General features: G+C 60.2%; 14 protein-coding genes. 8 read left to right on the top strand and 6 right to left on the bottom strand.

Annotated elements, in window-relative coordinates:
• The first annotated feature begins 180 nt into the window (after positions 1-180).
• The 4 genes from peaA (at position 181) to peaD (ending at position 4,740) form a co-directional block, all read left to right on the top strand.
• Complete coding sequence (gene peaA, locus ACYZT8_RS19875) at positions 181-1,761, top strand: quinohemoprotein amine dehydrogenase subunit alpha (protein ID WP_461975262.1); 1,581 nt, start codon at positions 181-183, stop codon at positions 1,759-1,761.
• 81 nt (positions 1,762-1,842) lie between these two features.
• Positions 1,843-3,273, top strand: coding sequence for a quinohemoprotein amine dehydrogenase maturation protein (peaB, locus tag ACYZT8_RS19870; protein ID WP_131059818.1), 1,431 nt, complete (start codon positions 1,843-1,845; stop codon positions 3,271-3,273).
• A gap of 1 nt (position 3,274) precedes the next feature.
• Positions 3,275-3,598: a quinohemoprotein amine dehydrogenase subunit gamma gene (gene qhpC / locus ACYZT8_RS19865; protein WP_008027961.1), complete on the top strand. Its 324-nt coding sequence runs from the start codon at positions 3,275-3,277 to the stop codon at positions 3,596-3,598.
• A gap of 23 nt (positions 3,599-3,621) precedes the next feature.
• Positions 3,622-4,740 carry a quinohemoprotein amine dehydrogenase subunit beta gene (gene peaD / locus ACYZT8_RS19860; RefSeq protein WP_461975260.1) on the top strand — a complete coding sequence of 373 codons (1,119 nt, stop codon included), beginning with the start codon at positions 3,622-3,624 and terminating at the stop codon, positions 4,738-4,740.
• 138 nt (positions 4,741-4,878) lie between these two features.
• Here the strand turns inward: peaD and ACYZT8_RS19855 are convergent, their stop codons facing one another.
• Positions 4,879-5,280: a lysozyme inhibitor LprI family protein gene (locus tag ACYZT8_RS19855; RefSeq protein WP_461975258.1), complete on the bottom strand. Its 402-nt coding sequence runs from the start codon at positions 5,278-5,280 to the stop codon at positions 4,879-4,881.
• A 274-nt stretch (positions 5,281-5,554) separates the two neighbouring features.
• Here ACYZT8_RS19855 and ACYZT8_RS19850 point away from each other — a divergent pair, with 274 nt between their 5' ends.
• Both ACYZT8_RS19850 and ACYZT8_RS19845 read left to right on the top strand, forming a co-directional pair.
• Positions 5,555-6,043, top strand: a complete 489-nt coding sequence (locus ACYZT8_RS19850; protein ID WP_461975256.1) for an SRPBCC family protein — start codon at positions 5,555-5,557, stop codon at positions 6,041-6,043.
• 7 nt (positions 6,044-6,050) lie between these two features.
• Positions 6,051-6,851 carry an aminoglycoside phosphotransferase family protein gene (locus ACYZT8_RS19845; protein ID WP_461975254.1) on the top strand — a complete coding sequence of 267 codons (801 nt, stop codon included), beginning with the start codon at positions 6,051-6,053 and terminating at the stop codon, positions 6,849-6,851.
• A gap of 619 nt (positions 6,852-7,470) precedes the next feature.
• On the opposite strand, the gene inhA is transcribed toward ACYZT8_RS19845, so the two are convergent.
• Positions 7,471-8,148, bottom strand: a complete 678-nt coding sequence (gene inhA, locus ACYZT8_RS19840; protein WP_461975252.1) for an isonitrile hydratase — start codon at positions 8,146-8,148, stop codon at positions 7,471-7,473.
• Positions 8,149-8,236: 88 nt separating this feature from the next.
• Here inhA and ACYZT8_RS19835 point away from each other — a divergent pair, with 88 nt between their 5' ends.
• A complete protein-coding gene (locus ACYZT8_RS19835; protein ID WP_461975250.1) occupies positions 8,237-9,220 on the top strand; it encodes a GlxA family transcriptional regulator in 984 nt (327 codons plus the stop codon).
• Here ACYZT8_RS19835 and ACYZT8_RS19830 read toward each other — a convergent pair.
• From ACYZT8_RS19830 to ACYZT8_RS19815, 4 genes are all read right to left on the bottom strand, one after another.
• Positions 9,189-10,091: an alpha/beta fold hydrolase gene (locus ACYZT8_RS19830; protein WP_461975248.1), complete on the bottom strand. Its 903-nt coding sequence runs from the start codon at positions 10,089-10,091 to the stop codon at positions 9,189-9,191. The two genes, ACYZT8_RS19835 and ACYZT8_RS19830, sit on opposite strands and share 32 nt — an antisense overlap.
• 47 nt (positions 10,092-10,138) lie before the next feature.
• Positions 10,139-10,528 (bottom strand): hypothetical protein, encoded by a 390-nt coding sequence (locus ACYZT8_RS19825; RefSeq protein ID WP_461975246.1) that lies wholly within the window; start codon positions 10,526-10,528, stop codon positions 10,139-10,141.
• A 327-nt stretch (positions 10,529-10,855) separates the two neighbouring features.
• Entirely contained in the window at positions 10,856-12,682 is a 1,827-nt protein-coding gene (locus ACYZT8_RS19820) for a glycoside hydrolase family 15 protein (RefSeq protein WP_461975245.1), read from the bottom strand.
• A complete protein-coding gene (locus tag ACYZT8_RS19815; protein WP_461975243.1) occupies positions 12,675-13,475 on the bottom strand; it encodes a glucose 1-dehydrogenase in 801 nt (266 codons plus the stop codon). The genes ACYZT8_RS19820 and ACYZT8_RS19815 overlap by 8 nt, the downstream gene beginning before the upstream one ends.
• Positions 13,476-13,714: 239 nt before the next feature.
• On the opposite strand from ACYZT8_RS19815, the gene ACYZT8_RS19810 reads away from it, so the two are divergent.
• Entirely contained in the window at positions 13,715-14,449 is a 735-nt protein-coding gene (locus ACYZT8_RS19810; protein ID WP_461975241.1) for a thioesterase II family protein, read from the top strand.
• Positions 14,450-14,581 lie beyond the last annotated feature (132 nt).

Genomic DNA, 14,581 nt, shown 5'->3' with positions numbered 1-14,581 from the left:
AAAAGGCTTTGTCTTTGCATAACTGCTTGATAAAAAAGGCTATACGTAAGCTGGCACGCTCCGTGTATTGCTCATCGCAGACGTTTCTCTTGCCTCCGTCAGCGGTGCGCCGCCGACGGCAGAAACCATAAAAACGATAAGCCACAAAAATAAGAAAGCACCGTGCGAGGTTCGACGTTGATGAAGAGAAGACTCCGATCAGGCCTGAGCGCCAGTCTGCTGGCCGTGGCCGCGTGTGTGGCGCTGCATTCGCCTGACAGCCTGGCAGCCCGCGACGCCCAGACCATCCTCAAGGAAACCTGCCAGGGCTGTCACACCCCCGAAGCCGACAATGCCCTGAGCCGCATCAGCCACCAGCGCAAAACCCCGGAAGGCTGGCTGATGAGCATCGCCCGGATGCAGACCATGCACGGTTTGCAGATCAGCGATGACGACCGCCGCACCCTGGTCAAATACCTGGCCGACACCCAGGGCCTGGCGCCGAGCGAGACCGATGGCGTGCGTTATGCGCTGGAGCGTCGACTCAATACCGTCGAGAAGTTCGACGACCAGACCAGCCAGATGTGCGGCCGCTGCCACTCCGGTGCGCGGGTAGCCCTGCAACGGCGTCCGGCCCAGGAATGGGAACGCCTGGTGAACTTCCACCTCGGCCAGTGGCCGTCCCTGGAATACCAGGCCCTGTCTCGTGACCGCGACTGGTTCGACCTGGCTCGAAAAGACATGGTGCCGCTGTTGGCCAAGCGTTATCCGCTGGACAACCCGGCCTGGAAAAAATGGCTGAGCAGCGCGCCGAAAGCCCAAGCGCTGGTGGGCGACTGGAGCTTCAGCGGCCACTTGCCGGGTAAAGGCGAACTGGCTGGCGTGATGAGCGTCACCGCCGATGGCAGCGACACCTTCAAGGTCAGCGTCAAAGGCCAATACGCCGACGGCAGCCCGTTCAATGGCGACGGCAGCGCGATTCTCTACACCGGTTACGAATGGCGCGGCAACGTGACCATCGACGGCGTAACCATGCGCCAGGTGTTCGCCGCTCAAGGCAATGCGATGCAGGGCCGTATGTTTGAGGCCGAGCATGACGAGCGCGGGCTGGACTTCGTCGCCGCCAAGCAGGGCAGCAGTCGTTTGCTGGCGGTTCAACCGGGTTACCTGAAGGCTGGCGCCGAGACTGAAGTCACCCTGATCGGCAGCGGTCTTACCGGTAAACCGAACTTCGGCAAAGGCGTGGAAGTGGTTGAAGTCGTCGAGCAAAGCCCTGATCGCATCAAGGTCAAACTCAAGGCCGCCGCCAACGCCCAACCGGGCCTGCGCAACGTCACCGTCGGCACCCTGAAAGGCCCGACCCTGTCGGTCTACAGCAAGATCAACGAAGTCAAAGTCGTGCCCGAGTTCTCAGTGGCGCGGATCGGCGAGGGCGGTGGTTCGACGCCGAAAGTCCAGGGCCGTTTCGATGCCGAAGCCTGGGGCAAGGGCGCTGACGGCAAGCCGTATCGCATCGGCGTGTTCCCGGCGCAGTGGTCGGTCGCAGCCTTCGACGACCGCGCCAAGGAAGACGAAGACGTCAAGTTCGCCGGCACCATGCAGGCTGACAGCGGCGTGTTCACACCGGGCGATGCCGGGCCGAACCCGCAACGCAAAATGTCCACCAACAATGCCGGCAACCTGAAGGTGATCGCCGCGGTCGACGACGCAGGGAAATCCCTGACCGGCGAGGGCCACATGATCGTCACTGTGCAACGCTGGAACAATCCACCCATTCCATGAGTTGGCTGAAACCACAGGCTTCAGACACTTTTTCGGAATGACCGCAGGCCCCGTCAAACGGGGTTTGCACAGGAGGTTGCAATGGGCGCTATTTTGAATCTGGTTGAGCGGAACCTGCATGAAGTGCACGTCGATGCCGACCGCATGCTGTTTCACATTCCCAGCAGTTCGCTGTTCGCCAGCGATGAATTGACCGGCACCATCATCGATACGTTGCGCGGTCCCGGCTGTTCGTCGGACGACCTGATCCAGCGTTTGGCTTCGCGTTTCAACGGCGAGGAAATCACCGAGACGCTGCGTGAGCTGATGTCCCTGGAGCTGGTCAGCGACGGCTCGCCGCTGACCCCGGACATCGGTACCAAACGGGTCGAGCGCACGGCAATCAACACCGTGGTGCTCAACGTCAACACTGGCTGCAATCTGAGCTGCACCTACTGCTACAAGGAAGACCTCGACAAACCGTCGGCCGGCAAGAAGATGGACGTCGAAACGGCGGTCGCGTCGGTGGAAATGCTGCTGCGCGAATCGCCGGATGAAGAGCGTTTCACCGTGGTGTTTTTCGGTGGCGAACCGCTGAGCAACCGCAAGCTGATCGAGTACATGGTCGACTATTGCGAGAAGCGTTTTCGCGAGGCCGGCAAGTTCGTCGAGTTCGTCATGACCACCAACGCCACGCTGCTCACCGAAGAGACCGTGGACTACCTCAATGCCCACCGCTTCGGCTTGTCAGTCAGTATCGACGGGCCGAAAACCGTGCACGACCGCAACCGCATCACCGTGGGCGGGCAGGGCACGTATGACGTGGTGCGGCGCAAGGCCGAGATGCTGCTGTCGCGCTACAACAGCCGTCCGGTGGGCGCTCGGGTCACGCTGACCACCGGCGTCACCGACGTCGAAACCATCTGGGATCACCTGTTCAACGAACTGGGGTTCGCCGAAGTCGGATTTGCCCCGGTGACCTCCGGCGACATCAGCACGTTCAACCTGTCGAGCGACGAGCTGATCGAAGTCTTCGCCAACATGAAGAAGCTCGGTCGACGTTATCTGGAGGCGGCGCTGGAACACCGAAATATCGGTTTCTCCAACCTGCACCAGCTGATTACCGACATCCACGAAGGCCACAAAAAAGCCCTGCCCTGCGGCGCGGGCCTGAAGATGCTGGCGGTGGATCACAAGGGCGAACTGAACCTGTGCCATCGTTTTACCGGTTCGAGTCTGCCGACTTTCGGCAACGTCCACAGCGGAGTGAAACAGGTGGAGTTGAACGACTTCCTGTCTCAGCGCCTGGACCGCACCAACACCGGTTGCGAAGACTGCCAGATCCGCAATCTCTGCTCCGGCGGCTGCTACCACGAGAGCTACGCCCGTTACGGCGACCCGACCCACCCGACCTATCACTACTGCGAACTGATGCGTGACTGGGTCGACTTCGGCATCGAGGTCTACACCCGGATCATGGCCCACAACCCTGCGTTTATCAGCAGCTACATCACTCCGCGCAAGGCTCACTGATATGAAACATCTCAAGGCAATCAATAACAAAGCGTTGAAACTCGATGAGGCCGCGGCCGAAAACCGTATCGAAGAAGTGGTGGCGATGAGCTCTGTCGCGGGCTGCGCCTCGACCACCGACCCGGGTTGGGAGATCGACGCGTTTGGCGGTGTGTCGTCGCTGTGCCAGCCGATGGAAGCCGACTTGTATGGCTGCTCTGACCCGTGCTGGTGGCCGGCCCAGGTGCCCGACATGATGAGCACCTACCCGGACTGGAACAAGGATGCCCAGGCGTCCAACGACAACTGGCGCAACCTCGGGACTGTCTTTCCAAAAGACAAGTGATCGGATTTCAGAAGGATTCCAGCATGCACAGCATCAAAGCCTGCGGCCTGGCCGCATTCGCCATCCTGAGCGTCTGTTCGCTCACTGTTCTGGCCGATGAAAACACTGCTCTGCAAGATGGTCACGAGTACATGGTGACCACCAATTACCCGAATAACCTGCACGTTATCGACCTGGCCACCGACACGGTGCTTAAGACTTGCAAGATGCCGGACGCCTTCGGCCCTGGCACCGTGCAGCTGTCGCCGGATCGCAAGACCGTTTACGTGCTGAACAATCACTACGCCGATGTCTATGGCGTCGAACTCGACAGCTGTAAGCAGGTGTTCCACGCCAGCATCACCCAGAAGCCGGGGGAGAAAGCAAAGTCGATGTTCGCCTTCACCCTCAGCCACGACGGCAAGGAACTGTTCGCCATCGCCAACCCGACGTTGATGCTCAACGACCGCTACGAAGTGCAGCAACCCCGGCTCGACGTGTACGCCACCGACGCCGGTCTGGACGCCAAACCCGTGCGCAGTTTCCCGGCGCCACGGCAGCTGACGATCATGCAGAGCGGTGACGACGGCACGCTGTACGTGGCGGGGGCGGATGTCTACAAGGTCGATGTGAAGACCGGCAAGTTCGACGTGCTGATTCCCAGCCGTCACTGGAAACGAGTGAACTACAGCGCCCCGGATGTGCTTTACGTGTGGAACCAGCAGACCTATCGCCATGACTTCTCGCTGCTCTACACCACCGCGAAATTCAAGGACAAGAAACAGGATCCTCTGACCGCCGAATACCTGTATGGGCTGTTCAGCATCGACCTGAAAACCGGCAAGACCGAAACCACCGACTTCGGCCCGCTGACGGAAATCTACTTCAGTGGCATGCGCTCACCGAAGGATCCGAACCTGATGTTCGGCGTGCTGAATCGCTTGGCGAAGTACGACATCAAGGAGAAGAAAATGCTGCAGGCGGCGACGCTGGATCATTCCTACTACTGCATTTCCTTCAACAAGGACGGCAGCAAGATCTATCTGGCGGGGACGTTTAATGATGTGGCGATCTTTGATCCCGAGAGCATGAAGCAGATCGGCAACATCAAATTACCGGGTGGGGATATGGCGATCACGACTGCGCAGATATTTGTCCGGTAATGTGGCGTCAGAACTGACGCCATCGCGAGCAAGCTCGCTCCCACAGTGGATCTTCAGTGTGATCACTATTGTGTAAACATCATTGAACCCTGTGGGAGCGGGCTTGCCCGCGAAGAGGCCCTGACAGGCGCTAGAGAATCAAACCCCAGGCACCGGGCAACTCATATCCCCTTCCTGACACTTCAGATAATTCTTGAAAGTCTCCACCCGCGCCTTGGTCAATTCCGTCACGCAATTGCTGTAGACCAGCGGATACACACTCCCGCCTTCCACCGCAGACGCCGAAAACTTGCACTCGGCATCCCGAAACGCAATCCACGAACGCTGCGCCCCCAGCAGCAGCTTTTTACTGTCCGGATTGCTCTTCAAACGGTTGGTGATCTGCTGGTAAAGCGCATTCAATTCCTTATCCGCCGCCTTGTGCTGCTGCGCCGCGCACTGATTCATCGTGGCCTGGTCGGTGGCGTAGTCGCAGTCCGCCGCGTGAACAACGGTGGGGAACAGCAAAGGTGTCAGCGCCAGAAGGAGGCGTGGGTGCATAGTGATTCTCGCTGTGAGGGGTAAAAGTCGGGATGCAGTGTAGCGAAGAGGGTGGTCAATCCATTACGAAGTCAGGCGCAACCTCTTTAGTCACATGGCTTGTCTGCGTCGACGGTCCGCCCCTTTTTACCAGGCATTCGTCTGCGAGCCAGAATTTACCACTGCAAATGCAGCCGAATATTTCAGACATGCTTGATAACAACTCTCCATTGATACAACTTTAAGGTTGGTCTTGTGGTCTTACAGGCCTACTGTTCAGTACAGGAGGTGGCTTATGAATCCAGCATCAGATCGCATCGAAAGGAAAATCCTGCTCAAATCGCCGCGCTCGCACGTCTGGCGCGTGCTGGCCAATGCCGAAGCCTTCGGGCAGTGGTTTGGCGTGGCGCTGGAGGGCAAGCGCTTTGTCGCCGGTGAATGGACCCAGGGGCAGGTCACCTACCCCGGTTATGAACACATGTTGTGGAATGTGCTGGTGGAACGGGTCGAGCCGGAGCGGGTGTTTTCGTTTCGCTGGCACCCGTATGCGATTGAGCCCGAGATCGATTACTCTCAGGAGCCCACCACTCTGGTGAAGTTCGAGCTCGAAGACATGGATGAAGGCACTTTGTTGAAGGTTACTGAGTCCGGTTTCGATCACATCCCGCAAACCCGCAGGCTCAAGGCGTTCCGCATGGACAGCCGTGGCTGGGATGAGCAGATGAGCAATATCGAACAGTTTCTTGTAGATACGGACAAGGCTCGCAGGCTTCAGGGAGAGTAAAGGCTGCATGTTTGAACCTTGGTTGAAACGCTGGGCCCTGGTGCCGGACGGCGAACCGATCATCACACCCGGCAGTCGTTTGCTGCCGGTACGGATGGGGAATTCGCCGGCCATGTTGAAGATCGCCGTCGATGCCGAGGAAAAGTTCGGCAATCTGCTGATGACCTGGTGGGACGGCGAGGGTGCCGCGCGGGTTTACGCTCATCATGGCGATGCGTTGGTGCTGGAGCGTGCCGAAGGCGAGCGAGCGCTGATGCACATGGCGCTCAACGGCCAGGATGACGAGGCCAGCCGGATCCTGTGTGCGGCGTTGGCTCGGCTGCACGCACCGCGTCCCTCATCGCCACCTCCACTGGTTCCCTTATCGTCATGGTTCGCTTCTTTACGCCTGGCGGCCGAGCAGCAGGGCGGCACTTACTTACTCAGCCTGAAAACCGCCGAAGCGTTGCTCGCCGAGCCGCAGGATGTGGTGGTTTTGCACGGCGATATGCATCACGACAATGTTCTGGATTTCGGCCCGCGAGGCTGGCTGGCCATCGATCCCAAGCGAGTGATCGGCGAGCGCGGATTCGACTACGCCAACCTGATCTGCAATCCCGAATTGCCGACGGCGACTGATCCGCAGCGCTTCCAACGGCAAATCGGGGTAGTGACTGAAGCTGCGGGACTTGAACGTCAACGGCTGCTGCAATGGGTGTCGGCGTTTGCCGGTTTGTCGGCCGCGTGGTTTCTCGAGGATAACGATGTCGTAGCGGCGCAAGGTCAGCTGCAGGCCGCTGAACTCGCTGCTTCCCTGCTGATTGCCTGACCCGTCTAAGGGTTTTCGGAAGGGCGGGTATAGCGAATGTCTTACACGCGATGGTAGCTATGTCGTCTATTGCACATTGGATCCGAAGCGTAATCTAGCCTCATCAACTGAAGCACAGGAAGTGCTCCAGGATCACGGACGATCGACCATTAGCAAGGATTCGCTGCCGACAGGGAGTCGACATGGTCTTGGGAAAACCCGCTTCGGCGGGTTTTTTTTCGTCTGCAGAAAACTGCGATCCTGTGTAGCAGCTGCCGAGCCTGCGAGGCTGCGTTCGGCGACGAAGTCGACGTAAACCCTGCAAATGCGGTTTTCCTGACACATCGCGGGGGCTGATTTCACGACGACTGCGTCGCCGGACGCAGCCTCGCAAGCTCGACAGCTGCTACAAGGGTGGTGTTTCAGGCTCAAATGGTCAAAGGCTTACAACGGCTGAAGGGTATGTCGTCTTTTGATGCTTCACCGATGCGCTTATTCTGAATCCATCAACTGAAGCACAGGGAGTGCTCAGGATTAGGGATGATCGGCCATTGGCCAGGACGGCTGCCGACAGGATGTCGAAAATGGTCTTGAGAAACCCGCTTAGGCGGGTTTTTTTTTCGCCTGTCGAAAAGTACACCTACAGTCTGGCGGCCGCCCGTTCAGTGATCTGCGTGCGTTGCTGCAGCGATGGCGCCGCACGTCGATGAGCTTCTGCCAACACGCTCTGCGGTGCTGTTTCAGGGCTGCCTGCCTGGAACGGCGGTGCCGGGGCGTATTCCAGTTGTAATTGCACCAGTTGCGCCGTGTCTTTATCGAACAGCTCGGCCGCCAGGGTCAGGGCAAAATCGATCCCTGCGGTAATCCCGCCACCGGTCAGCAGATTGCCGTCGCGCACTACCCGATCCTTCACCGGGATTGCCCCCAACGGCGCCAACAATTCGTGATAAGCCCAGTGAGTGGTCGCGCGTTTGCCCTTCAGCAGACCGGCCGCGCCGAGCACCAGCGCCCCGGTACACACCGACGTGACATAACGCGCGTTGGCCGCATGAGTCTTGATGAAGGCCAATGTTTGTTCATCCTCCATCAACGGGCCGACACCGCTGCCACCGGGAATGCAGATCACATCCAGCGCCGGGCAATCGTCGAAGGTGGTGGTCGGCTTCAGCACCAGCCCGGTGCTTGAAGTGACCGGCACCAGGTCCTTCCAGATCAGATGCACCTTCACGTCCGGCAGCGAGGCCAGCACGTCGTAAGGGCCGGTGAGGTCCAGTTGTTGAACCTGTGGAAACAATAGAAAACCGATCTGCAACGTCATGGTGTTTTTCTCATGAAGTGGGTGGACGCCTTCACTCTAGGCTCGTAGGATCTGGCGTATACGCCAATCACCCCACGAATTACGCCAAATGTCTAAAACCATTCATGTGCTCGCGTTCGCCAACGTGCAATTGCTCGACGTTACCGGGCCGTTGCAGGTGTTCGCCTCGGCCAACGATATCGCCCGCCAACAAGGCTTGCCGCCGCCCTATGCGCCGAAGGTGATTGCCAGTGGTGGCGGGGCGGTGATGTCGTCGGCGGGGCTGGCGCTGTTGGCCGAGCCGTTGCCGGAGCAAGGCAGCGACACCTTGATCGTCGCTGGCGGCTGGGGTGTTTACGCGGCGGCGGAAGATCTGCCACTGGTGGCGTGGGTGCGTGAACATGCGACGGCGTGTCGGCGGGTGTCATCGGTGTGCACCGGGGCGTTTTTACTGGCGGCCAGTGGTTGGCTCGATGGTCGGCGGGTGGTGACTCACTGGACCCGCTGCGAGCAATTGGCGCAGCAACATCCGCAGTTGCGGGTCGAACCCAATCCGATCTTCATCAATGACGGCCCGGTCTGGACCTCGGCCGGCGTCACGGCCGGCATCGACCTTTCGCTGGCAATGGTCGAAGAGGATCTCGGGCGCACGATGGCCCTGGAAGTCGCCCGGCAACTGGTGGTGTTCCTCAAGCGGCCGGGCGGTCAGTCGCAGTTCAGCGTGACCTTGTCTCTGCAAAAGGAAGGCAGTCGGTTCGACGAGCTTCACGTCTGGATCAGCGAACATCTCACCATGGACCTTGGCATTCCGACCCTCGCCTTGCAGGCCGGTATGAGCGAACGCAGCTTCGTTCGCCATTACCGCGCCGACACCGGCCAGACGCCGGCGCGAGCCATTGAACTGATCCGGGTCGAGACGGCGCGACGCTTGCTCAGTGATACCGGTCTGCCGATCAAGCGAGTGGCGGTGCAGTGCGGGTTCGGCAGTGAAGAGACGCTTCGACGCAGTTTCCTGCGGGCCATGGGTGTGACCCCACAAGCGTATCGCGAGCGGTTCTCTGTCAGCGCTGAAGCAGATCCAGTAATGCCTTGAGTGTCGCTTCGGGTGCTTCTTCGGGGATGTTATGGCCGACGCCCGCCAGCACTCGGCGCTCGTAAAATCCAGTGAAATGCTCGATGTCGTCATCGACCTCCTCTGCCGGGCCGACGCCATCGTCGGCCCCACACAGGGAAATCGTCGGCACGCTGATCGGCGGCTGTCGGGTCAGCGCTTCTTCCATCCACTCCAGCGCCGGATCGCCTGGCGTGTACATGAAGCGGTGACGGTACGAGTGAATTACCACCTCGACAAAGTCCGGGTTGTCGAAGGCCGGCGCGCTCAGCGGGTAGCGCTCAGGGCCTCTGGCCCAGGTCGGAGACCACAACTTCCAGAGTAATTCGCACAAATCCTGGCGATTTTTCGTCAGCCCTTCGACCCCGCGCGGGGTGTGAAAGTAATACTGATACCAGAGGCGATGTTCGGTTTCCGGGTCCCGCGGCTGGGTGGAATGGGGAATGTTTTGAAGGTTGTAGCCGTCGCCGGTCACCAGACAACGAACCCGCTCCGGCCAAAGCGCTGCCACGATGCACGCCGCCCGACCGCCCCAGTCGTAGCCGCAGAGGGCGGCTTTTTTTATGGCCAACGCGTCCATCAAGTCCAGCAGATCCTGGGCGAGGGCGGCTTGCTGGCCGGAGCGCAGGGTATCGGGGCTGTTGAAACGGGTCGGACCGTAGCCGCGCAGGTACGGGACGATGACGCGGTAGCCCTTTGCCGCGAGGGCCGGCGCGATTTCGTCGTAGCCGCGGGGGGAGTAGGGAAACCCGTGGAGGAGGATGACGGGGTCGCCGGTGGTGGGACCGTGTTCTTCGTAGGCGACCGTCAAAACCGGGGTTGTGGTGTATTGGATCAACGTTTCATTGTTCATCGGACACTCCAGATGTGTGTTTTTGAAACCGATGCAAATCGGCGGCCTCAGGCTTCGACTTCCGCCACCTGATTGAAGTACTTCGACCGATCCGGCGTAAACGTCACCATCATCCTGGTCCGCGAACACGTCAGGGCCCGCTCTTCATCCAGATCAACATCCAGATCCTCTCCGCGCAAGCCCTGCCATTGGGCGAGGTACTTGAGGGATCCGTATTTTTCGAGTTTCTTCAGACTGCGGCTGACGCCACCTTTCCAGCCCAGTACGGGAAGTTCGCCGGCAAGGCTGCGTCGGGCGAGTTCGGGGAAGCGGGCGGCGCGTTGGCGGCCGATTTCCCAGCATTTGATCAGGCCTTTGTCCTGGGCTTCCCACAATTCGTTGCGGTTCAGGCCTGAACGCAGTGGTGAGTCGATGTGGCGGTGGATACGCTGGCTCATTCTGTTTCCTTGAATTCGGGTTTTATTGGGCAGCTCCGCTGCACCCGTTGAGCGTGGATGTTAGGGGGGGATGTAACGGCTGGCAACAAGGTATTTCCGGGTGTAGGAACCCGGTGTTGCTTGGGTAAACAGCAGGTTCTGTTTAGATTTGTCGGCGTTAGGCCTATTCACGCTTGTGGCGAGGTGTGTTTTGTCAGATAGGCGATGTTTAAGTTCTTCGCGGATTAGCATTGTTCCTACAAGCTGCGTCGTGAAAAGCGACGTTTCTGACACGTTTTGGCGGACAGTGGCATTCGGTTGGTTTTGTGTGAAGGAGGCGACGCGGTCTCAAGGCTGCCAGTAATTCTTCTCCCCGCTCAATTTCCGATCCAGAAAACTCGCCGCACTGATCAGCGCCAGGTGCGTCAGCGCTTGCGGCGTGTTGCCCAAATGCCGCGCATGGCTGTCGAATTCTTCGGCGTACAACCCCAGCGGGTTGGCGTACCTCAGCAACTGTTCAAACTCCAGATGCGCCTTTTCCACCTGACCCGCCCGGGCCAGGCATTCGACGTACCAGAACGAACACGCGGCAAAGGCGCCTTCGGTGCCGTCGAGGCCGTCGATCTGGCTGTCTTCGTTGCGGTAGCGGTAGACCATGCCGTCGCGCACCAGGGTTTTCTGGATGGCTTCGAGGGTCGAGAGCCAGCGCGGGTCCTTGGCGCTGACGAAGCGCACCAGCGGCATCAGCAGCATCGAACCATCCAGCGCGGTGCCGCCAATGTGCTGGACGAAATGCCCGCGTTCTTCGTTCCAGAAGTTCTCCCAGATGTCGGCGTGGATCGCTTGGCGGGTCTGGTCCCAACGGGTGAACGGGGCGGGCAGGGAGCGTTTGGAGGCGAGGCGAATGGCTCGGTCCAAGGCGACCCAGCACATCAGCCGCGAGTGCAGGAAATGATGCTGCTCGCCGCGCATTTCCCAGATGCCCACGTCTTTTTGCTGCCAGGTTTCACAGACCTGATCCACGACTTCCACCGCGTGTTTCCAGCCCTCATGGGAGATGGCGTCGCCGTACTTGTTGACCAGGTAAACCGCGTCCATCAGCTCGCCGAAGATGTCGAGCTGGACCTGATCGTACGCCTGATTGCCGATGCGTACCGGTGTCGCGCCGCCATGGCCGGACAGGTGCGAGAGTTCGGTTTCCGGCAGTTCCTGACAGCCGTCGATGGCATAGAGGATGTTGAGCTTCATCGATTTGCCATGACAATCGCTGACCCGCCCGCGCAGCCAGCCCATGTAATCGTTGGCCTCCTGCACGAAGCCCAGGCGCATGAAGGCGTAGACGGTGAACGAGGCGTCGCGGATCCAGGTGTAGCGGTAGTCCCAGTTGCGTTCACCGCCGGGCGTTTCCGGCAGGCCGAACGTGGCGGCGGCGAGGATCGCGCCGTGTTTGCGCGAGGTCAGCAGCTTCAGGGCCAGGGCCGAGCGATTGACCATCTCCCGCCAGCGACCGCGGTAGTTGGATTGACCGCTCCAGTCGCGCCAGAACTTCAGCGTACGTTCCAGGCACATTCCGGCGGCGCCTTCCTTGAAACGCGGGTCATCGATGCCGCCGAGGAGGAATTCGGCGCTCTGGTCTTGTTTGAGGGTGAACTCGGCCACTGCCGCGTTGCCGTCGATACTTAAGGTCTGATCCGATGACAGGCGCAGAGACGGCTGACCGTCAGCCTCGAACGCCACATCTTTTTTATCCTTGCGCGCGCGAGTCTTGGCGCGAGCGTAGTCATGCCGCACGGCGCAGCGCATGTGAAAGGTCGCCTGGCCGCTGACCACCCGAACCCGGCGCATCAGCACCGGCAGATCATCTTCGCTGTCGCCGATCGGCAGCAGGTCGGTGACTTCAACCACGGCGCGGTCGCTGAGCCAGCGGGTTTGCAGGACGTTGGTGTCGGGCAGGTAGATCTGTTCGCGACGGGCATCGGGCAAGTCCGGCGACAGTTGAAAAATACCGGCCTCGGGCGTGTCCAGCAGCGAGCAGAAGATCGACGGGCTGTCGAATTCCGGCCAGCAGAAAAAGTCCACGCTGCCCTTGTCATTGACCAGTGCCGCGCTGCGCATGTCGCCGATGATGCCGTGGGCGTCGATGGCGCTTTGTCGTTCGAGATGATGATCAGCCATTGCCGCGAAACTCCGGATAGAGGCTCATGCCGCCGTCGATGAACAGGGTGGTGCCGACGATGTAGTCGGAGGCATCGGAGGCGAGGAAGACCACTGCGTTGGCGATGTCCTCGACGTCGCCGATTCGACCATAAGGGATCAGTTTGAGCAGTTCCTCGGCAGCCGCGCCTTCAGTCGCCGCGCGGTTGATTGCCGTGCGAATCGCTCCCGGCGCGATGCCATTGATGCGGATGCGCTGGTGGCTGACTTCCTGTGCGAGGGTTTGCATCAGCATGTCCACGCCGCCCTTGGACGCGGCGTAATTGACGTGGCCGGCCCAGGGAATCCGCTGGTGCACCGAACTCATGTGAATAATCTTGCCGGCCGCCCGGGACACGCCTTCACGGATACCTTGCCGGTTGAAAATCCGCAGGGCGGCACGGGCGCAGAGGAACTGGCCGGTGAGATTGACGCCGATCACCTGGTTCCAGTCGGCGAGGCTCATGTCCACCGCATTGGCGTCCTTTTGCATGCCGGAGTTGGCGACCAGAATGTCCAGCGAACCGAACGCTTCGAGGGTTTGCGCGAACAGCCGTTCGACGTCTGCTTCCTGGGAAACGTCGGCCCCGATGGCGATGGCCCGACCGCCCTCAGCATTGATCTGCCGGGCCAATTCCTCGGCGGGAGCGGGCTGGGAGTTGTAGTTGATCACCACCGCGGCCCCGGCGGCGGCCAAAGCCTTGGCGGCGCCTGCGCCGATGCCGGAACTGGCGCCGGTGACGAGGGCGACTTGTTGGTCGAGAGAAATCTGCATCAGCGTTGGCGCCTTGAGTTGAGGGCTTAATCAGCTGACTGGCGGGTGCTGGCGAGAGTTCAGGGCAAACCATGAAAGTTTCGTCACCTGTCGTTCCCTTGTGTTGTGCGGAACGATTAAAGGAGGCGACTACGCTGGCTCCATCGCGAGCAGGCTCACTCCTACAGGGTTATGTGTACGACTAATTCTATGCGGCGCTCATCCGTTCTCTTGATAGACAACTTTTCGAGGTAAGCCCGGTGACCCAGCTGACATTGCTGTGCCTGCCCTATTCAGGTGCGAGCGCCATGGTCTACAGCCGCTGGCGGCGAAAGCTGCCGGAGTGGCTCAAGCTGCAACCGGTGGAACTGCCGGGCCGTGGCGCGCGGTATGGCGAGCCGTTGCACACCGACATGCGGCGCCTGGCGCTGCAACTCGCGCAGGAACAAAAAGCCACGCTCAAGGCGCCGTACGCGTTGTTCGGCCATAGCCTGGGCGCCTTGCTGGCCTGCGAAATGGCCCATGCGTTTCGCTCGCTGGGCTGCCCGGAACCGGTGGCGCTATTCGCCTCGGGCACGGCTGCGCCGACGATGCGGGCCGACTATGATCGCGGTTTCGCTGAGCCCAAAACTGATGCCGAATTGATCGATCAACTGCGCACCCTCAATGGCACCAGCGAAGAAGTGCTGGCTAACGACGAGCTGATGAGCCTGACTCTGCCGGTCCTGTGCGCGGACTTCCTGCTCTGCGGGCGCTTCGAACCGCAGCAGCGTCCCTTGCTCAAGTGCCCGGTGCACGTGCTCGGCGGCAAGGCCGACCGCGCCACCACCGAGCAGTTGATCGGTTGGAGCAAGGAAACCCACGGCAGCTTTTCCGTGGACATGCTGGCCGGCGGTCACTTTTTTATCCATGAGCATGAAGCCAAGGTGTTGCGGGTGATCAAGGATCAGCTCGACGTGCACCATCGCCGACACGCCATGGCCGCCAGCGCCTGACTCAATCCCAAACATCACCCAATCCCCCTGTGGGAGCGAGCTTGCTCGCGATAGCGGCATCACATTCAACATAGATGTGACTGACAGGCCGCCATCGCGAGCAAGCTCGCTCCCACAGGGTTTTATGGCGCC

It is taken from the genome of Pseudomonas sp. LB3P93, assembly GCF_054898025.1.
This window is presented reverse-complemented; position numbering and strand designations above follow the sequence as displayed.